General features: G+C 68.6%; 37 protein-coding genes. 2 read left to right on the forward strand and 35 right to left on the reverse strand.

Annotated features, from left to right (window positions below; all coding sequences use genetic code 11):
• Nucleotides 1-488: 488 nt before the first annotated feature.
• A complete protein-coding gene (locus VF536_RS02545; RefSeq protein ID WP_331613215.1) occupies nt 489-641 on the forward strand; it encodes a hypothetical protein in 153 nt (50 codons plus the stop codon).
• A gap of 87 nt (nt 642-728) precedes the next feature.
• Here VF536_RS02545 and VF536_RS02550 read toward each other — a convergent pair whose 3' ends face one another.
• The 9 genes from VF536_RS02550 to VF536_RS02590 all read right to left on the reverse strand — a co-directional run bounded on the left by VF536_RS02550 (nt 729) and on the right by VF536_RS02590 (nt 4,702).
• Entirely contained in the window at nt 729-1,517 is a 789-nt protein-coding gene (locus tag VF536_RS02550) for a hypothetical protein (RefSeq protein ID WP_331613216.1), read from the reverse strand.
• Nucleotides 1,518-1,519: 2 nt separating this feature from the next.
• The gene (locus tag VF536_RS02555) at nt 1,520-1,669 is read right to left on the reverse strand and encodes a hypothetical protein (protein ID WP_331613217.1); all 150 of its coding nucleotides are present in this window, start codon (nt 1,667-1,669) and stop codon (nt 1,520-1,522) included.
• The gene (locus tag VF536_RS02560; protein ID WP_331613218.1) at nt 1,666-1,998 is read right to left on the reverse strand and encodes a hypothetical protein; all 333 of its coding nucleotides are present in this window, start codon (nt 1,996-1,998) and stop codon (nt 1,666-1,668) included. The genes VF536_RS02555 and VF536_RS02560 overlap by 4 nt, the downstream gene beginning before the upstream one ends.
• Nucleotides 1,995-2,237: a hypothetical protein gene (locus tag VF536_RS02565; protein ID WP_331613219.1), complete on the reverse strand. Its 243-nt coding sequence runs from the start codon at nt 2,235-2,237 to the stop codon at nt 1,995-1,997. Before VF536_RS02565 ends, VF536_RS02560 begins: the two co-directional genes overlap by 4 nt.
• Nucleotides 2,238-2,299: 62 nt before the next feature.
• Nucleotides 2,300-2,497, reverse strand: coding sequence for a hypothetical protein (locus tag VF536_RS02570; RefSeq protein WP_331613220.1), 198 nt, complete (start codon nt 2,495-2,497; stop codon nt 2,300-2,302).
• A 118-nt stretch (nt 2,498-2,615) separates the two neighbouring features.
• Nucleotides 2,616-2,843, reverse strand: coding sequence for a hypothetical protein (locus VF536_RS02575; protein WP_331613221.1), 228 nt, complete (start codon nt 2,841-2,843; stop codon nt 2,616-2,618).
• Nucleotides 2,843-3,433 (reverse strand): ATP-binding protein, encoded by a 591-nt coding sequence (locus VF536_RS02580; RefSeq protein ID WP_331613222.1) that lies wholly within the window; start codon nt 3,431-3,433, stop codon nt 2,843-2,845. Before VF536_RS02580 ends, VF536_RS02575 begins: the two co-directional genes overlap by 1 nt.
• Complete coding sequence (locus VF536_RS02585) at nt 3,433-4,224, reverse strand: hypothetical protein (RefSeq protein WP_331613223.1); 792 nt, start codon at nt 4,222-4,224, stop codon at nt 3,433-3,435. Before VF536_RS02585 ends, VF536_RS02580 begins: the two co-directional genes overlap by 1 nt.
• 1 nt (nt 4,225) lies before the next feature.
• Complete coding sequence (locus tag VF536_RS02590; RefSeq protein WP_331613224.1) at nt 4,226-4,702, reverse strand: hypothetical protein; 477 nt, start codon at nt 4,700-4,702, stop codon at nt 4,226-4,228.
• 131 nt (nt 4,703-4,833) lie between these two features.
• Here VF536_RS02590 and VF536_RS02595 point away from each other — a divergent pair, with 131 nt between their 5' ends.
• Nucleotides 4,834-5,058: a hypothetical protein gene (locus VF536_RS02595; RefSeq protein WP_331613225.1), complete on the forward strand. Its 225-nt coding sequence runs from the start codon at nt 4,834-4,836 to the stop codon at nt 5,056-5,058.
• 59 nt (nt 5,059-5,117) lie between these two features.
• Here the strand turns inward: VF536_RS02595 and VF536_RS02600 are convergent, their stop codons facing one another.
• The 26 genes from VF536_RS02600 to VF536_RS02725 form a co-directional block, all read right to left on the reverse strand.
• Nucleotides 5,118-5,369, reverse strand: coding sequence for a hypothetical protein (locus tag VF536_RS02600; RefSeq protein WP_331613226.1), 252 nt, complete (start codon nt 5,367-5,369; stop codon nt 5,118-5,120).
• Complete coding sequence (locus VF536_RS02605; RefSeq protein ID WP_331613227.1) at nt 5,366-6,028, reverse strand: hypothetical protein; 663 nt, start codon at nt 6,026-6,028, stop codon at nt 5,366-5,368. The genes VF536_RS02600 and VF536_RS02605 overlap by 4 nt, the downstream gene beginning before the upstream one ends.
• The gene (locus VF536_RS02610) at nt 6,025-6,483 is read right to left on the reverse strand and encodes a hypothetical protein (protein ID WP_331613228.1); all 459 of its coding nucleotides are present in this window, start codon (nt 6,481-6,483) and stop codon (nt 6,025-6,027) included. The genes VF536_RS02605 and VF536_RS02610 overlap by 4 nt, the downstream gene beginning before the upstream one ends.
• Entirely contained in the window at nt 6,480-6,695 is a 216-nt protein-coding gene (locus VF536_RS02615) for a hypothetical protein (RefSeq protein WP_331613229.1), read from the reverse strand. The genes VF536_RS02610 and VF536_RS02615 overlap by 4 nt, the downstream gene beginning before the upstream one ends.
• A 95-nt stretch (nt 6,696-6,790) precedes the next feature.
• Entirely contained in the window at nt 6,791-7,051 is a 261-nt protein-coding gene (locus VF536_RS02620) for a helix-turn-helix transcriptional regulator (RefSeq protein WP_331613230.1), read from the reverse strand.
• Nucleotides 7,041-7,553 (reverse strand): dCTP deaminase, encoded by a 513-nt coding sequence (gene dcd / locus VF536_RS02625; RefSeq protein ID WP_331613232.1) that lies wholly within the window; start codon nt 7,551-7,553, stop codon nt 7,041-7,043. Before dcd ends, VF536_RS02620 begins: the two co-directional genes overlap by 11 nt.
• Complete coding sequence (locus tag VF536_RS02630; protein WP_331613233.1) at nt 7,550-7,978, reverse strand: hypothetical protein; 429 nt, start codon at nt 7,976-7,978, stop codon at nt 7,550-7,552. Before VF536_RS02630 ends, dcd begins: the two co-directional genes overlap by 4 nt.
• A complete protein-coding gene (locus tag VF536_RS02635; RefSeq protein ID WP_331613234.1) occupies nt 7,975-8,196 on the reverse strand; it encodes a hypothetical protein in 222 nt (73 codons plus the stop codon). Before VF536_RS02635 ends, VF536_RS02630 begins: the two co-directional genes overlap by 4 nt.
• Nucleotides 8,193-8,999: a hypothetical protein gene (locus VF536_RS02640; protein WP_331613235.1), complete on the reverse strand. Its 807-nt coding sequence runs from the start codon at nt 8,997-8,999 to the stop codon at nt 8,193-8,195. Before VF536_RS02640 ends, VF536_RS02635 begins: the two co-directional genes overlap by 4 nt.
• Nucleotides 8,996-9,835, reverse strand: a complete 840-nt coding sequence (locus VF536_RS02645; RefSeq protein ID WP_331613236.1) for a PD-(D/E)XK nuclease-like domain-containing protein — start codon at nt 9,833-9,835, stop codon at nt 8,996-8,998. The genes VF536_RS02640 and VF536_RS02645 overlap by 4 nt, the downstream gene beginning before the upstream one ends.
• An 11-nt stretch (nt 9,836-9,846) precedes the next feature.
• Nucleotides 9,847-10,011, reverse strand: a complete 165-nt coding sequence (locus VF536_RS02650; RefSeq protein ID WP_331613237.1) for a hypothetical protein — start codon at nt 10,009-10,011, stop codon at nt 9,847-9,849.
• Nucleotides 10,012-10,102: 91 nt separating this feature from the next.
• Entirely contained in the window at nt 10,103-10,390 is a 288-nt protein-coding gene (locus VF536_RS02655) for a hypothetical protein (RefSeq protein WP_331613238.1), read from the reverse strand.
• Nucleotides 10,387-11,145: a hypothetical protein gene (locus VF536_RS02660; protein WP_331613239.1), complete on the reverse strand. Its 759-nt coding sequence runs from the start codon at nt 11,143-11,145 to the stop codon at nt 10,387-10,389. Before VF536_RS02660 ends, VF536_RS02655 begins: the two co-directional genes overlap by 4 nt.
• A complete protein-coding gene (locus VF536_RS02665; protein ID WP_331613240.1) occupies nt 11,142-11,405 on the reverse strand; it encodes a hypothetical protein in 264 nt (87 codons plus the stop codon). The genes VF536_RS02660 and VF536_RS02665 overlap by 4 nt, the downstream gene beginning before the upstream one ends.
• Before the next feature lie 94 nt (nt 11,406-11,499).
• Nucleotides 11,500-11,643: a hypothetical protein gene (locus VF536_RS02670; RefSeq protein WP_331613241.1), complete on the reverse strand. Its 144-nt coding sequence runs from the start codon at nt 11,641-11,643 to the stop codon at nt 11,500-11,502.
• Nucleotides 11,627-11,938 (reverse strand): WhiB family transcriptional regulator, encoded by a 312-nt coding sequence (locus VF536_RS02675; RefSeq protein ID WP_331613290.1) that lies wholly within the window; start codon nt 11,936-11,938, stop codon nt 11,627-11,629. The genes VF536_RS02670 and VF536_RS02675 overlap by 17 nt, the downstream gene beginning before the upstream one ends.
• A gap of 5 nt (nt 11,939-11,943) precedes the next feature.
• The gene (locus VF536_RS02680; protein ID WP_331613242.1) at nt 11,944-12,492 is read right to left on the reverse strand and encodes a hypothetical protein; all 549 of its coding nucleotides are present in this window, start codon (nt 12,490-12,492) and stop codon (nt 11,944-11,946) included.
• Complete coding sequence (locus VF536_RS02685) at nt 12,489-12,791, reverse strand: hypothetical protein (protein WP_331613243.1); 303 nt, start codon at nt 12,789-12,791, stop codon at nt 12,489-12,491. The genes VF536_RS02680 and VF536_RS02685 overlap by 4 nt, the downstream gene beginning before the upstream one ends.
• The gene (locus tag VF536_RS02690) at nt 12,788-13,012 is read right to left on the reverse strand and encodes a hypothetical protein (protein WP_331613244.1); all 225 of its coding nucleotides are present in this window, start codon (nt 13,010-13,012) and stop codon (nt 12,788-12,790) included. The genes VF536_RS02685 and VF536_RS02690 overlap by 4 nt, the downstream gene beginning before the upstream one ends.
• Nucleotides 13,009-13,305 (reverse strand): hypothetical protein, encoded by a 297-nt coding sequence (locus tag VF536_RS02695; protein ID WP_331613245.1) that lies wholly within the window; start codon nt 13,303-13,305, stop codon nt 13,009-13,011. Before VF536_RS02695 ends, VF536_RS02690 begins: the two co-directional genes overlap by 4 nt.
• A 297-nt stretch (nt 13,306-13,602) precedes the next feature.
• Complete coding sequence (locus VF536_RS02700; RefSeq protein WP_331613246.1) at nt 13,603-13,926, reverse strand: hypothetical protein; 324 nt, start codon at nt 13,924-13,926, stop codon at nt 13,603-13,605.
• Nucleotides 13,923-14,135, reverse strand: a complete 213-nt coding sequence (locus VF536_RS02705; RefSeq protein WP_331613247.1) for an HNH endonuclease — start codon at nt 14,133-14,135, stop codon at nt 13,923-13,925. Before VF536_RS02705 ends, VF536_RS02700 begins: the two co-directional genes overlap by 4 nt.
• Entirely contained in the window at nt 14,125-14,595 is a 471-nt protein-coding gene (locus VF536_RS02710) for a hypothetical protein (protein ID WP_331613248.1), read from the reverse strand. The genes VF536_RS02705 and VF536_RS02710 overlap by 11 nt, the downstream gene beginning before the upstream one ends.
• Nucleotides 14,592-15,353 carry a hypothetical protein gene (locus VF536_RS02715; protein ID WP_331613249.1) on the reverse strand — a complete coding sequence of 254 codons (762 nt, stop codon included), beginning with the start codon at nt 15,351-15,353 and terminating at the stop codon, nt 14,592-14,594. The genes VF536_RS02710 and VF536_RS02715 overlap by 4 nt, the downstream gene beginning before the upstream one ends.
• Nucleotides 15,350-15,541, reverse strand: coding sequence for a hypothetical protein (locus VF536_RS02720; RefSeq protein ID WP_331613250.1), 192 nt, complete (start codon nt 15,539-15,541; stop codon nt 15,350-15,352). Before VF536_RS02720 ends, VF536_RS02715 begins: the two co-directional genes overlap by 4 nt.
• Nucleotides 15,538-15,741, reverse strand: coding sequence for a helix-turn-helix transcriptional regulator (locus tag VF536_RS02725; RefSeq protein ID WP_331613291.1), 204 nt, complete (start codon nt 15,739-15,741; stop codon nt 15,538-15,540). Before VF536_RS02725 ends, VF536_RS02720 begins: the two co-directional genes overlap by 4 nt.
• Nucleotides 15,742-15,988: the final 247 nt, after the last annotated feature.

A 15,988-nucleotide genomic window follows, 5' to 3' on the forward strand; every position in this document is an offset into this window, starting at 1 on the left:
GGGGCCTTTGGGATCCGGTCGGGGGCACCCCCCACCCCTACGCAGGGTGACGGCCATCGCTTCGCTGTTCGTGGTTCACGGCCGCAGTCCTGGATGCCTGCGTGTTCGCTCCGAGGTGGTGGTGGCGGCCTTCGCTTGTCGTGCGGCCACGCCTTGGCGTGCGGTGCGTCCTCGGTGGTGGTGTCCGCAGAGGAGGCGGAGGTTGGGCGGGCTGTGGTCGGTGGGGTCGCCGATGTGGTCGACGTCCGTGCCGGGGGTGGGGCACCTTTTCGGATGGGCTCCGTTGCGCCAGGTACCCCCGTCAAAAATTCCATCGACCCACGTGCACCTACCCCCATCCCTGGCGATGACCTGGGTGCGGAGGTTCTTCCAGCCTTTGGGCCGCGGGGTGGTGCGCCAGCTGGTGGGGTCTCGCTTCCACGTTCCGGCCATGATGCGCGCCCTCCCAGCGGATGTGGGTGATTGCGCTGGTGGCGCATGCTGGGCGGATGTCTCAGCGTCCGATCGTGGTCAAGCAGTCGAACACGGCAGTGTGGGTCCTGGTGTTGCTGGTCCTGTCGCCGATCATCATCTGCTGCCTTGGATGCGCGTTCTACGGCATCGCCTTCGGCTTCGACACCGGGTTCACGTTCCAATACTGAAGCCCCGCTCGACCGGTGATCCGGGAGCGGGGCTTCGGGCATAGTTCACCTACTGCGGACCAGTGTAGACAAAGATCGACGCACGTTTCAACTCAACACGATGTCGGCTTTCCAGAAGTGCATTCCGCCCCATGGGCCGATGTCGGGGCGGAGGATGCCGCGGCGCACACGCTTGTAGATCGCGTCGCGTGTGGCGCCGAGCATCGTGGCCGCCTGAGCCGCGGTGAGGAGCTTGTCGGCTGGCACGGTATCGCGGACGAGATCGGCGTAGTCTTCCTCGCCCCAGAGGCGTCCACAGTCGCCGCATTCGATCCACTCGGCCCCGACTGCCCTCTTGAGCGTCTTCGTGCCGCAGCGTGGACATGGGGCACCGTAGCGGACGGTTTGCGGCTTCTCCATGGCGAGGACGCGGCGGATGGTGGCGAGGAGTTCGCGGATCTCGCGGGCGAAGTCGCCGATGGCGGGGTGGTGGTCGCATTCGTCGGGCAGGCGCACGAGTAGCCACGAAACGAGGACCGGGATGGTGGGCACGGGTTCACGTTCGCCGATGCCACGGGTTTCGATCCACTCGCGGACCCAGCTGCCGAGCCGGCCGCGAATGGGGACTTCGCCGATCTGGTCGCCGCGGTCGTCGTGGATGGGTTCGGTGCTGGCGTTGGTGAGGGTGAGGTCGACGGCGGTGATCCGGATCGGCATCCCGCCCTCAATGCCGTTGGCCGGCGCGACGGCTGCGGGCAGGAGGAGGGAGAGTCCGGCGATCTGGCCGAGGTCTGCGGCGAGCCAGCGTCGGCAGGGGTTGCACACCTGGGCGCGCTCGTACTGGCGCCGTTTGCAGACGGCGCAGAGGTGTTCGGCCTGGGCGAGCTGGTCGGTCACGTTCAGCCTCCGATGGCGATGAGCAGGGCGATGGCGAGGATGTTGTGGGCTGCGCTGACGAGGTGGTCGATGGTGTCGACGTGGGCGGGTCGTGGCCGGCGTTGTTTGAGGTGCCATCGGACGGTGACCCGCAGGTGGTCGAGGCGTCTCATCCCACGGCCTCCTGCGCCCCGTTGTGCCCTTGGTGGTTGGCGCTCCCTTCGCGAGGGGCTTCTGTGGCGTCTCCGTGGCTCTCAGGCCGGTTTGCGGCATGCTGGCGCGCGATGGCCGCGCACCTGGTTCCGCACAGGCAGTCGAGTGCCCAGTCGATGTGCGCGTCCTCGATGGCCTTCGCGATGTCCTCGCCGACCTTGGCGCGCTCGTCTGCCCGGATGATCGCCTCGGCCGCGCTGATGGCGCGTTCGGCCATGTCGCGGTTGCGTTCGGCGAGGCGGGGTGTGCCGTACATGGCGAGTGCTGCTGCGTCGATGGCGTCGCTCATGCCTGCTCCTCGCTGCTGGTCCCGGTCCCGCCGACACTGCTCGCGTGGTCTTGTCCTGCGGCGAAGCCTCGGGCGTAGGCGATGACGTCGTTGGGGACGGCGCAGAGCAGGCGGCAGGGGCAGTCGGCGGCTTGGTAGTCGGCGCTGCCCGCGTACTGGGCGAACAGCTTGGGGTGTTCGTCGTCGTACTTGGCGAGTCCGGCGATGAGCTTGATGGCCCACAGGGGCAGGTCGGTCATGGCGGGTCCCTCTCGGTCGGCGGTGGGTGGGCGCGGCCTGGTCGTGCCGCGCCCAACGGAGGTCAGCTCTGCTCGTCGAGGCCGTCGGACGCGTAGCGCAGGAGCGCTTTCAGGACGTCGCGGTCGGGCCGGGGCACGTTGGGCAGGTGGCTGGCGTCGAGGCGGTAGAGCATCTGGGGTGCGTCGCCTCGGCTGACGTAGTACAGGCCGGGGCCGAGCCGGAACGCGGGCTCGTCATCGGAGAGGACTGCGGTGGCCATTGGTGGTCTCCTTCGCGTATCGGTGGGCATCGGTCGTGCGGGTGGCCGCACGGCGGGATGTCGAGTGGGCGGCCGGCGCGGCGCAAGAAGTCGCGGGCGAGCCAGGTCTCGCAGACCATCACCGGCTTGCGCGCCGAATGGCCTCGTACTCGGTGGATGCCGCTCGGCAGACCTCGCAGCGGCAGCGGTAGTTCTTGTAGCCGCCAAGGCCATGGGGGATCTGGTCTGCGGTGCGCTGGCGGGCGCGCTTGGACCAGGTGCGCATGTACTCGCTTTGGGCCCGCTTGCATGGGTCGCAGCGACATTTGTGGTTGACGTAGCTGCTGGTGGTGCCGTGAGCGATCATCACGCCTCCTTCGGGGCGCGGCGGCGGTCGTCTCCGACGAGCGCGACGAGGGTGCAGTTCTGGGCGATGCGGGACACGATCTGCTCGTTGAGTAGTTCCTTGAGCCGGGCCGGCACGTCGTTGGAGGTGATGACGGTGGTCCGGTTGTTGCGGCGTCGGGTGTCGATGACGCGGTAGATCTGCTCGATGGCCCATTCGGTGTTGGCCTTGACCATGGCGATGTCGTCGATGAGCAGCAGGTCGCAGCGCATGTAGCGCTCGTCTGCGTCGTCGGGTCCGCCGGGTCGGAGGTCGTCGAGCATCTGGGCGCAGGTCGCGAACTCCCACCGGACGGTGCGGGGAACGAGCACGGCGCGGCGGAGGGCGGCGATGGCGGCGTGGGTCTTGCCGGTGCCGACGGGGCCGACGAGCAGCAGCCACGGGCAGCGGCTCGGGTCGGCCCGCCATGCCTTGGCCCACGCCTTGACGTCGGCGAGTTCGGTTTCGGCGAGGGCGTACATCTCGGCGATGCGGGCGATGCGTAGGTCGGTGACGTAGGCGTTGCGGGCGATGCGCCAGTTGGTGTCGGTGGGGCTGATGCCGAGGTCCATCAGAACTCCAGGTTCTTGGGGTCGTTCCAGTCGGTTGCTCCGCTGCGGGTGTCGGCTCCGGCAAGGCGGTTTCCTGCGCGCTGCGGCTTGCTGCCGGCGTCTTTCTGGGCGCGGCGGAACCAGGTCTGGAACGTGAGGTCCCAGTCGAGCTTGGTGGCGTCCTTGCCGGACTTGGCCCGCCAGTAGTCGACGAACTGCTGCGTCTCGTAGCGGCCGTCGACGTTGGGGCACTTCTCCTGCGCCCATGCCACGAGGGCGGGGCTGGGTGTCCAGTCGTCTGCGATTCGTGTGGCGCGTTTCGCGCCTCCAACAACCGAAGGTTGTTGGTTGTTCTTACGGGAACGGGACTGGGAACGGGATAGGCGGGACTCCCCCGAGGAATCCCCCGGGGAGTCTCCGAGGGAGTCCCCCTCGTTGTCCCCGGGGGACACAACCACATCTGAACTGGCTGAACTCTGCTTCTCGTTATATCCGGCCCGCTGCTTGGCCTTCTTGTCCCGCCACTTTTCGCGCTCCGCAATCCGGGATTCGCGCGTCGGCTGGTACTCATGCCAGTCGTGGAACCGGTAGCCGCCCTTCGCCCGCCTCCACAGCCCTACGGCCACGAGCTTCTCGGCGTGCTCCGAAGCGCCCTCAGCGAACCGCGGAAGCATGTAGTCCGGAACGAACCCGTCAGTGAGGTTCGCGTTGGACCACGATCCGGCGATCAGCCACAGACCCATCGGAGCCAGGCCGGCGGCCATGGCTTTCGGGTGGGAGTGAAGCGAGTCGTCTACCTTGAACCAGGTCATTTCAGTTGTCGTCCTCGTCTTCGGTCAGAACTCGATCGATGCGCGCCGCTACGGCGGCCGGGCTGGGGCCGTACTGGCTCTCCTTCCACGGGGCACGGATGTACCGCTCCGAGACATGGGCGAGGCGGTCGTCGTCGCCGTCCTGCCAGTCGTCGTTGCGCTTGAGGGCCTCGGTCACCAGCTCGACGAGCACGGCCCGGTGCGGGCTGGTCGTGACGTTGTCCTCGCAGTCGAGGTAGCTCGGCACGTAGCCGTTCCACTGCTCGGGGTGCTCGTAGCCCCAGGTCGCCTTGAGCCGGGACGTCAGGTCGGGGTGTGCCAGGACGGCTTCGCGGTAGCGCTTGGCGGCGGTCTTGGCGGTGTCGATGTATCCGGCGGCCTGGACGGCGCGGTCCATGTTGAGCTGCGCGTCATCGGTCTGGAAGAACGGCATCGAGGCGAAGACCGACTTCGCCTTGCCCAGTGACTGACGTGCCATGTCGGCCCTCCGGCCTATCGGCTGTGCCTGATCGGTCAACGTGCTAATTATGCCACATCATGCGGCAGACTCATGCGGCCGGTCAACCCGGCGGGTGCGCGTTGCCGGATCGTGCGGCATACTCTGGTGTCATGACGAAGGACGAAGCCCGCGCCAACCTCCGCCGCGCTGCTGCCGCCCGACGCCGCGCTGAGGCGGCGCTTGAGCGCGCCCGCGAAGCGACCCTGACCGCGCTCATCGCCGCGCACGACGAGGGCGTACGCCCCACCGACCTGGTCGCGGACAGCGAGTACGACCGCGAGCACGTGCGCCGTCTGATCCGCGCCGAAGAGCAGCGGCGAGCCGACGCCGCCTGACGCGAGCCGCCCAAGCGCCCGAGCCGTACTGCCGCCGAATAGCGGACAGGCAGCGGAGGTCACGGCGTCACCTGCGACGGGCACTCAGGCGAGTGCCACATCGCGCCGCCGATGACACGGTGCGGCCCGCAGGTGCACGTCTCCATCGCGATGCAGTCGGGGCAGACGTCCTCGCCGCCAGGCAGCGCCACCCTCCACCCGCGGCGCTTGGCCACACGGCGGATCTTGGAGGCGGTAGCGGTCGGGTCGCCACCATCGATCCAGGTGGCGCACCGATCGCAGTTGATGCAGCGGACGATGGTGACGCTCATGCCGGCACCGCCAGGTGCGCCAGAACCTGCTCGCCGATGAACTGGGTGTAGGCGGGCGGGATCGCCTGCGAGACGCCGTGACGCGACGCCCACGGCATCCCCATCACCTCGCGGGATTCGGCCAGATCGCCCTTGTAGCCGCGCGTCATGGCGCCGCCGCCGCCGTCTCCGTAGACGCCGACGATCCGGCCGCGGCTCGCACTGCAGTGGCAGCCGCCCGCACCCATGAGCAGGACGTTGGACACGAATCGGCGATGCCGCTTGAGCAGCCGCACCTTGCCGTCCTGGGTGCGGGCGGTCAGGCCGAACTCGCTGCCGCACAGGGTCAGCGAGCCGGGCATGTCGGCACCCTCGACGTTCTCGACGACCCACGGGCCGCCCCAGGCGGTGAGGCGTTCGATGGTGGCGTGGAGCATCCACGCGGTGCCGTGCTTTGCGTGCAGCGTCGACAGGGCGGAGTGGTCCTGGCATGGCGGGCTGGCGTGGACGGCGTCGAATCCGTCGAGCGGCCAGGTCATCGCGTCGCCCTGGTGGAACTCGTAGGGGTAGCGCGTCTGGTGCTCGATGTCGACGCCGACGACGTCGAAGCCGGCGCGGTGGTAGCCGACCGCGGCGCCACCCTCGCAGCAGAACAGGTCGAGCAGTCGTGGCCTGGTCATCTCGGTCGCTTCCTCTCTCGTTCCAGTTCGGCCGCGGTGCCGGGCTCCCTCGTTCCGCACCGGCATTCGGGGGCGCAGTCGAACGGCTCGTCGCCGTCTGCCTGCGGCGTGGTGGCACTGGAGTGGCGCTTGCGCTTCCAGAAGTCGCGCTCCGCCTCGACCCTCGTCAGTTCGTCGCCCAGCCAGGTGACGCGGGCTGCCATGTCGTCGCCCTGGATACGCGGGTGCATGAACGCGTCCAGCTCGGCGCGGGCGGCGGTGAGGGCGGACAGCAGCGCGGTCCAGTTGTTGCGCATCGCCGCGATCAGCACGGCGTCAGCAGGGTCCGCCTCGGCAACCGAGCTGTTCGGACCGAAGATGATGCATCCGCCCTCGTGCTCCACGGTCCACGGCGGGGGTGTCGCGGCCTGACCTAGTGCGGCCAGCGCGTCCAGGTCGGGGATGTCGGTGCTCATCGTTTCACCGCCGCAGCGACCAGGGCGACGAGTGCGATACCGACCACGACTGCCAGCCAGATGAGGGCACTGGCCCAAAGCGGGGCGGTCACCCACCACCACGACCAGTCGATGACCCCGACCAGCTTGAGGATCAGGAAGACGACGAAGACGACTCCGGGCAGGCCGATGCCGCCGGGGGCGCTGTTGTTCGATGACTTGTTGGTGCTCATGGTCTTCTCGCTCTCTCTCGTTCCAGCTCGGCCGGGCTGCCGTAGCGCTCGGCGAGTAGTGCCGCCAGCAGCTCCGCCCGCTCGACCTCGGACATCTACAGCTCGTCGTCCAGCTCGCCGAGGAGCGCCGACACGTCCACGCCGATCGGCTCCCACGTCAGGCGCCGGCCCAGCACCGACGCCCACTCCTGCGCGCTCGTCACCAGTGGCACAGCCCAGCCGGTCTCCCAGTCGGACACCTGCTTGCGGCCCACGTGCAGGGCGTCCGCCACGTCGGTCTGCGTCAGGCCCTGGTCGATACGGGCCTGGCGGAGGTCGGCGATCAGCGCCGATGGCGGGTGCTGTTTACGCGGCACGGGTCACCGCCGAGGGTGTGGCACCGGTCTGTCCCTGGTAGTGCGAGCCGAGACCGGCGCTGCCGTAGGGGCGTTCGGCGGGTGCGGTCAGCCGCATCAGCACCAACTGCCCGATCGGCATCCCGCGGTCGAGCCGCACGGCATCTTGCGAGTAGTTGTGCAGCTCAAGCGTGATCTGCCCGCTGAAGCCGGGGTCGATGAACCCCGCGGTGATGTGGATGGCGAGACCCAGCCGGCCGAGGCTCGACTTGCCGTTGAGCTGTGCGACGAGGTGCCGCGGGATCGTCACGTGCTCGGCCGTGTGGGCGAGGATGAACACGCCCGGCGAGAGCCAGACCTCACGCTTGTTCAGCTCCATGGTGTCGCCAAAGGTCCAGCGCAACTGCTTGCCGAGGTGCAGGTCGATGCTCGCGGGCTGGATCGCCTCGTCGGCAGGCGGCGGGTCGATGACGAGAGTGCCGGCGGCAAGCTCGGCACGGAGGCTGACGTCGGACAGGATCATGCCGCCACCTCCGTGATGGTCAGCACGAGCTCGCCCGGACGGCCGTACGTCAACGGCGGCAGCTTGTCCCCGATCACCAGGTACGGGCCGTCAAGGTGCGCATCGTCGTCGTCGTCGATCAGCCCATGGCCGGGCACGACACCGCGCTTGGTCAGCCGCTGCGGGCCGAGCCCGTCGATGACCGCCTTCAACGTCGGCCGCAGGTTGTCGGAGTCCCGGACCGGAGCCCGGCCACGGAAGTGCGCGACGGCGTCGATACGGACCCGGTCCAGGCCGGTCGGCAGCTTGGCCCACCGCGCGGCGAGGCAGGAGGCTAGACGCCACTGCTTGATGAGTTTCGCCTCGGCCATGCGGTGCATCCGCGAGTTCGCGGTGAGCCAGGCGCAGGGCGCGCTGATCGTGATCGTCCAGGTTCGGGGCGTCATGCCTGCACCTCGACGCGCTTGCGGCCCTTGACCCGCGTGCCCTCGTGCGACAGCTGCACCTGCCGGGTCGTCCAGCCCTTGCCGAGGGTGTAGATGGCCCGGCCGAGGTTGTCGCACTCCATGACGTGGGCGTGCGTCGGGCCGTTGTCGGTGACGCGGACGTAGGTGGTGCGGCCGTCGCGGGTCGCGGACCACACGGTGCCCTTGAGGTCGGTCACTTGGCACCGCCCGTGATCTCAGCCGCAGTCACGCGCGCGGCCGGGAACATCTCTTCGGCGTCCTGGCCCTCACGGGTGATCGACGTGTACGCGATCGCCATGTCGGCGACATCCGCACCGGTCCACTGGCCGCGCTTCGTGCCGAGCTTCGACTCCAGCCGGTCGACCGTCACGCCGATCTTCGCGTATGCGGCGACCATGTCGGCGATTCGGTCGGCGAGCGGCTTGCCCTCACCGTGCTCAATCGTGTTCCGGCAGAGCTCCTGCGCAGCCTCGGTAAACCACGTCGGCAGCACCGACGCGATGCACTCACGCACCGCCCGGGCGCCTACGTTCTGGTTGCTCAGGTAGATGTCGTTCAGGTCGATCAGCGGCTGCCGGTTGCGGCCGACCATCTTGGCATGCGGAACGATGAACGACCGCGACGACCGGGTGTTGGTCTGCACGTCCCACGCGAACGCCAGCACCTCGGACACGCCCTCGGTGTCGTCGCGTCGCAGCTCCCGGACCGTGTATTCGATGTTGCCCCAGATGCGGGCGAGCTCCCGCATTAGGTGCACCGACGGGCCGGTGCCGCGGTTGGGCACCTTGTAGAAGGCGCGGCCGGCCATGGACAGCCGCGCGCACACGTCGCGCATCTCGGCTTCGGCGCGGCGCATGTCGCGGGGGCACTGCTGGGCAACGACGACGGCGGCCTGAACCTCGGCGATGGCGCGGGCCTGCTCGACGGCGGTGGCCTGACTGATGTCGCCGGGCACTGCCAGCGCACGGGTTTCGATCTTGTCAAGGGCAGATGTGGTCACTGGCCGGACTCCTCGAAGTAGCGGTTGAGCGCCCATCCGGGCAGGGAAGCGGTACCGACCTCGCCGTCCGGCACGTAGCCGGGCCAGGTGTCGGTGGCCAGGCATTCGGCGAACACGCGCCGGGCCTGCTGGTTGTAGAAGCGGCCCGCAGCCATGGACGTCGCGTCGATGTCGACGACGGTCACCAGGTACGGGGCCGTCTTCTCCTGGACGACGAACACGAACGCCGCCGACTCGGCCAATCCCAGCGCTGCGACAGCGTCGAGGTACCAGGCGGCCTGACGTGCGTAGCCGTAGTCGTCGAGGCTCCGGCCGATCGACGCCAAGTCGGCGCCGCGCGCGGTTTTGTAGTCGGGCACGATCAGCCGGCTGCCGCGGTCGAGAGCGGGCAGCCAGTCGAACCGGGCCCGGCAGTCGACGCCCGACTCGGCGTCGGTCCAGAAAGCGGACTGCTCCGGCTTGCCACCACGGGCCGGGTCGAGCAGCACCGACGCGATCGGGTGACCACGCAGCGCCTTGACCATCTCGTCGATGACGGCGTCTTCCTTCGGCAGGATCGGAACCTTGCCTTCGGCGTACGCCTGGTCGCGGGCCTCTTGTGCGGCCTTGGTCTTGTAGTCCCCGGCGTCAACCACGACGACGTCTTCACCGACGCCTAGCACGCGCTTGTGTGCGGCTTTGCCGAAGTCGAAGTCGGCCTTGGGCGGCTGGCCATGGTCGCGCTCGTATCGGTACTTGGCCGGGCATGACGGCGGCAGGAGCTTGCGGGCGCCGGACGACGACAGCGCCTCGTGCCGGTGGTACTCGTCGGCCGGCATGTCGACGATGCCGTGCAACTTCGTCGCGGTCACTGGTCGCCCTCGCCGTCCGACAGCCGCTTGTGCATGGCGTCGCGCTCGATGTAGTCGCCGAGCTCGTCCACCCACGCGGGCAGGTCGCCGTCCCGGTCGAGGCTGGCGATGCGGTCGATCGTCCAGTCGACGAGCCGGTCCCGCAGGTTGCGCTTCACCATGACGCGATCACTCCCAGGAGGGTGAGCAGCGAGCAGAGCCCGCCGATGACGAGTCCGCCGACGAACGCGACGGCGAGAGCGGAGACGCCCTTCATGCGGACACCTCCGCCAGCAGGTCGAGCTGACCGGGCAGCGGCGGGATCTGCTGACGTGCGGCCAGCGCCTGCTTCTCCGCTGCCGCTTCCTCCTGGCACCCGGGCTGGTCGCAGAAGTGCAGGCCAGCAACCCGCGTCCACTCCTGGTAGCTGACGTCCTGGTCGATGGCCTCGCTCTCCGTCATCCACGAGACGGTGTGGCCGAACTCCAGGTCCTGGAACTCGTAGATGCAGCCGCGCCCGTCGCAGGCGATGACGTACACGGTGGTCGGCTTGACGCTCATGCCTCGCCTCCCGTCCGCTGCGCCGGGATGTTCGGGTTGATGACCTCGTACGCGCCCGTCTTGAAGTCCGGGTGCGTGTGCCGCGACAGGTAGTCCGAGTCGCGCTTGGCGACCGTGCCGTACGGGCAGCGGTGGGACTTGTACGCCGGGTTGGTCGGCGGGTTCGCGTCAGCCCACGCGGTGTCGAGCAGCTCCCGCTCCTCGGCCTCCGACGGCTCCTCGTCCAGCTCGTAGCCCGACGCGGCCAGCACCTCACGCAGCGGCTGGGACGGGTCGACCGCCTGCTCACCCGAGCCGATCAGGTACCGCTCGTCACGCCGACGACGCCACGACGCAGCAGCACGACGGACAGCGTTCACCGGCCACACCACAGCGGCACCGACACCACGGGCAGCGGCATCGAACGTGTCCCGCGCCAGACCGGCCAGGACCCGCCACATGCCGGCGCGGTCGGTGTCGGTGTGGTCGGCCTGCTCGTCGGCGTGCGACCGATCCGACAGGGCCAGCGGTGCGGGCTCGGCGGTCTTCGGCTGCTCGCCCAGCGATGCGTACGCCCGCTCGAACCGCTCACGGTGCGCCGCGTGCCACGCCTGCTCGCCGCCGACAACGGCCTTGATGATCGCCTTGTCCTCATCGACGGCGAACCGCTTGAACCGCTGCACGTACCAGCAGACAGCGGCGGTGACGGTCGCGGTGACCCCGGCGATCCACAGGTCATGGACCAGCGTCGGGGAGACGGTCAGGATCTGGCTCACAGCCCACCGCCCAGGTGCACGTCCTCGGTCGCGCAGTTGCGGACCGTGCGGATGTCGTCCTCCCACGCGGACAGCTGCAGCGTCCACTGCCCGTTGATGTCGGCGTGGAACTGGATGCGCTGCTTGCGGTCGTCGCGGCCACCGAACGCCAGGGCCATGCTGTTCGGCCAGGTGACCTGGTGCGCCTGGATCTTCTCGGTGTGGCCGTTGACCCACGTGATCTCGTAGGTGGTGGGCTCGCCGTACTCGAACTTCGTCATCGGGTCCTCCTTGGGCTGCGCTTGAGTGCGATCAACAGGACGGTGACGGCCAACGCCACCAGGCCGAACAGGGCAATCTGGGACCAGACGGGGCTCACCGCAGCGCCTCCCGCAGGACAGCCACCAGACGGCCCAGGTGCCAGATCAGGAAGTCGCGCGCGTACATGTACAGGACGTACGTGCAGCCGGCGGCCACGGCGACACACAGGGCGAACAGGACGTCACGCAGCTCGGGCATCGCGCGACCTCCGCTTCAGCAGGTCCCGGCGCTCGGCCTCGTTCAGGCCGCCCCAGATCCCCCACGGGTCACCGGCACCCAGCGCGTACTCCAGGCACTCACGCGACACCGGGCAGCGGGCGCAGACCTTCTTCGCCTCCAGCTCCTGAACCAGGTTGAAGCCAGTACGGCGGTGCTCGCCCTCCCCGCCCAGCGGGTAGAACAGCTCGGCATCGACCTCACGGCAGACCGACTGCTCCTGCCACGTCTCGGGCTTGTCGGACGCGATCGTCGGCGCAGCGGCACGACGGGTCATGATGGTCACGGGGTCACCTCGACCAGCGGGCCGTACAGTTCGGCCAGCTCCTCGACCGTGGCCAACACGAACAGCCGCGACGGACCGCGCTCGGTTTCCAGCGAGATCAGCTCGTCGTCGCCGACGCTCCAGAACTGGCCGTCGCGGTCACGCCACCGGCGCGCCTTCGGCTCGTCCAGTACGGCAACGGCCTCAGCGACCAGCGTCGCGGCATCAGAACGGGCAGCCTCACCCAGCGCAGCCAGCACCTCCGGCGAGATCGGCGGCTGAATGCTCGCCTGCAGATTCACCGACCAGCCCAGCAGCGAACCGCCGTGCATGTTCGTCACCAGCACCGACGGCATCGCCTCGGTCGGCTCGCACTCCCACAACCGGCCGCCACCGAACACCGCGTGCCACGCGTCGAGGTCGGCCCGGTTGTTGAGGGTCAGGTTGAGCTGGGAGTTCTTCTCGCTCGCGGTCAGGTACAGCGGCATCGGCAGGTTGTGGCGCGTCGCCATGAGCACCAGCTCGGCGAGAACGGCCATGGTCTGAGCAGTGGTGGTCTCGGTCATCGGTTCACCTGCCGCCATGCGATGGAGCAGGTCACGCAGACGCAGATCTTCTCGGTGACGTTCTCGGCGCGGCCGTGCTCGATGACGGCTCCGGTCGCGGCGTGGTCGAGGTGCTTCTGCCACGCCTCGGTCATGTGCTTGTCGCGCCACCGGTCGGGGCGGAAGCTGCCGCCGAACCAGCCGTCTTCCTCGCAGTGCAGGCCCATGCTGCGGGTCTGGTGGACGTAGACGACGGTGAACGTGTGGCCGGGCACGGAATGCTCGGTGTCGACGAGTTCGTGCGAGGTGTGGTTGCTCATGACTGCTGCGCCTCCTCGGCGATACCGGCGAACAGCAGCTCAGCCGCCGCCTCAGGGGAATCCGCCCAACGGCGCTGATCGCCGCCACGGCTGTGCCAGAACGCCGACCAGCCGGCCAGACCGCGCTCCGTCCAGCCGACGACATGGCCGGCATCGTTCAGGGCTGTCGTCGAACCGTCCGGGTGCGTGATCCGGAACCGGTCGTTCGCCGCCGCGGTCATCGCGCACCCGACCGGAACACGACCGGCAGCACGCCCAGCGCCACCAGGACGTCGGCCAACTGCTGCACCGAGTCCGGGAACAGCTGCGCCCGCCCGTCACGGACCAGCACCAGCCAGCCCTCGAACAGCGACTCCGCCGACACGACACACTCGCCGGCCTTGCTCCACGTCCAGTCCGTGCGGCCGAACGAGGTCGTACGGTGGTAGATGTAGCCCTGGCTGCGGGCGTAGCGCATGAGGCGGCCCAGGGCGCGCAACTCGGCGGCGCTGGTAGCGTTGCTTTCGGTGGACACGTTGGTCACTCCTTCGTCGTCCGTCAGAGCCCTGGGCGTCCTTAGCGCCTGGGGCTCGCTGCTTTCCTGGTCTGGGGTGGGGGCCACTCGCCGTGCAGCGAGGCGGTCGCCACGAGTGGCCCCCGGTCTTGCAGGGCGGGCGGCGGAACAAATGGATGCCCGGATGGCAAGCCGCCCGCCCCGGTCAGTGGGGCTACCGCGGCGGCGGCGGAGCCTCAGGGTTGGTCGGCTGGGGGTGCGGGTTGCCGCGGCGACGCATCGCCAGCGCGGCCTCCTCGTGGTTGACGACGATCACGGTCACTCCTCGTACGGATCGGTCTTGGCCTGCCACTTGGCACAGCCGGTGATGGGGCCCGGGTTGACCCACTGCGGCGCAGCAACCGGACTACGGCCCGCCTCGGTCTCGATGACCTCGGTGCCGCGCAGGTCCACACCCTCCGCGCAGTCGTCCGGGTCGTCCCGGTAGTACGGCGTGAAGTGCACGCACGTCTTGCACCCGCGGGCGTCGGCGCTGTACCAGCACTTGCCGATGTGATTTGCCGTCGTCGCCTTGTGCGCGTACGTCTTCGGGCAATGCGGGCACCGGTACCGGGTGACCAGGACCTTCAGCGGCTCGCTCATGCGGCAGCCTTCTCGCGGTTGCAAGAGCGGTGAGCCAGTCGCAGGTTCACCAGGTGATTCGTGCCGCCACGAGCACGCGGGATGTCGTGGTCGATCTCCCACGGGTTGCCAACCTCGAAGCCCAACGAGCACACGTGGCACTTCCACCCGTCGCGGCTGGCGATACGCACCAGCTCGCGCAGCGGCAGGTTGATCCGCTCACTCCTCACCGGGCACCGCCTCGTCCGCCTCGGCGGGCAGCATCGAGCGGGCATCGGTCCACGGCAGGTCGGCGGGGGCGTCCTTCAGGTGCTCCAGGCGCTCGATCAGCCGACCGAACTTCAGGTCCTGGCCGGCGTGATACTGCTTGCCCGCCTTCGCGTACTGCTTGACCTGGCCAAGCGTCGCCTTCTCCAGGCCGACGTACAGCGGGCCCCGGTCGGTGTCGACGACGATCGTCGTCGGCAGGGAGAACAGGATTCCCTGGCTGTCGTCCAGCTCGTACGCCGCAGTGCGCAGCGCCTTCATCGACTTGGAGATGACCTGGCAGGCGAAGTCGTAGGCGGCTGCGGTGTCACCCTCGAACCGCTCGTTCAGCGCCAACTTGAGGGCGTCGGCGGCGGCAATCTCACCAGGGTTGGCCTGCATGATCTCCTGTGCGCGGAGCTGAAGGCTGCGGTCGCTGCTCATGCGGTCTGCTCTTTCCAGGTGCGGGCGGCCTCAAGAAGCCGCTCCGTGCGGGTAATGAACTGGTCGATGCGCTCGGCCGGGATCTCCGCCGGCGGACGGAACGCCGCGGCGTAGGACACGGCGGCGAGAAGGCCGTCACAAGCACGGCCAAAAGCGTTCGAGGCCTCCTGCTTGGCGAGCATTTCCAGCACCTCTTGCTGCTGGCGCTCGGCGCTCTCCCGGACAGCGGCGACGAACTCGGCGTTCGCCCGCTTCTGCTCCGTGGTCAGCTCGGGCATGGCAGGGGTACTCGTTTCGTGAGTACCCTCTGGCTCGGGCTGGTCGAACGGCAGCGGGACGTCGTCGATGGCGTCGGTGATGCCGACCTCATCGGCTGCCGGGTCGACAAGATCGTCCCCGTGGGTATTTACCCCCGATGTTGATCTCTGCCGGATAACCTGCATGTCACGGCCGCCACCCACCATCTCGGCGAGCTGAGCCTGGGTCCGGCGCCATGTAGCAGGAAGCGCGGCTTCCTCGGTGCGCACCTGCTCGATGACTGCTGCCGCGATCTCGCGGGTCGGCTTCATCGACAGCGCGGTCATCACCGGGCGGACCCGCGCGTCCCACCAGTCGCCGAGAGAGTCGAACCCCAGCGGAGTCCAGGCCTGCTGCTCGACGATCTGCTCGTACGCGGACTGCGCGTCGCCGATGCCCAGGAGGAACTTCTCCTCGAGGGCCTTGGCTTCGACAGCGGTCAGCACGGCGACGACGGTCACGGCTTCCTCCGCGCGTGCGGGGCGAGCAGGCCGCGCAGAGTCTCGATCACCTCGGGCGAGAACGGCGGGCTGTCGCAGCCGGCCTTCATGGCGCGCTCGGTCCGCTCGTCGAACTTCGGCGGCTTCGGCGGCGGCGGAGGCTTAGGTGCGGGGCAGTTGGGCTGCCGCTCCTTCAGTGCAGTGGTCATGCGGCGCGCTCCTCGAACAGTGCTGCGTATGGAACGCCGAGCAGTTCGATCGCACGGCGGATGACTTTGCCCCCAGCACTGCGGTGGCCGGAGCGGATGCGGCTGAGGGTCGTGTGGGAGATGCCGAGCGCTCGTGCGCGCTTGAGGTCCTGGTCGAGACCCCTCGCATTGCAGAGGGCGTCGAACACCTCGAAGCGCATGACCACGACGGTCCGAGGCTCGGTGACCTCGGACTCGCTAGGCGATGCATGTGGTATCACGCACATGACCATAGGTCCATGTCTGCGAAAACACAAGCCTGCAAGTTGCATCGGGCACAACCCCGACATGAGTGAGGCTTGCGCGCACACATGCGGTGTGGGCATAGTGTGTGCCTACAGGCACAACGACACATCGACACATCGGGATAGAAGATGAACTGCCCACCAGTGCTTGACCTGCCACGAT

The sequence above is a fragment of the Roseateles sp. genome, assembly GCF_036486225.1.
Taxonomy (GTDB): Bacteria; Pseudomonadota; Gammaproteobacteria; order Burkholderiales; family Burkholderiaceae_C; genus Roseateles.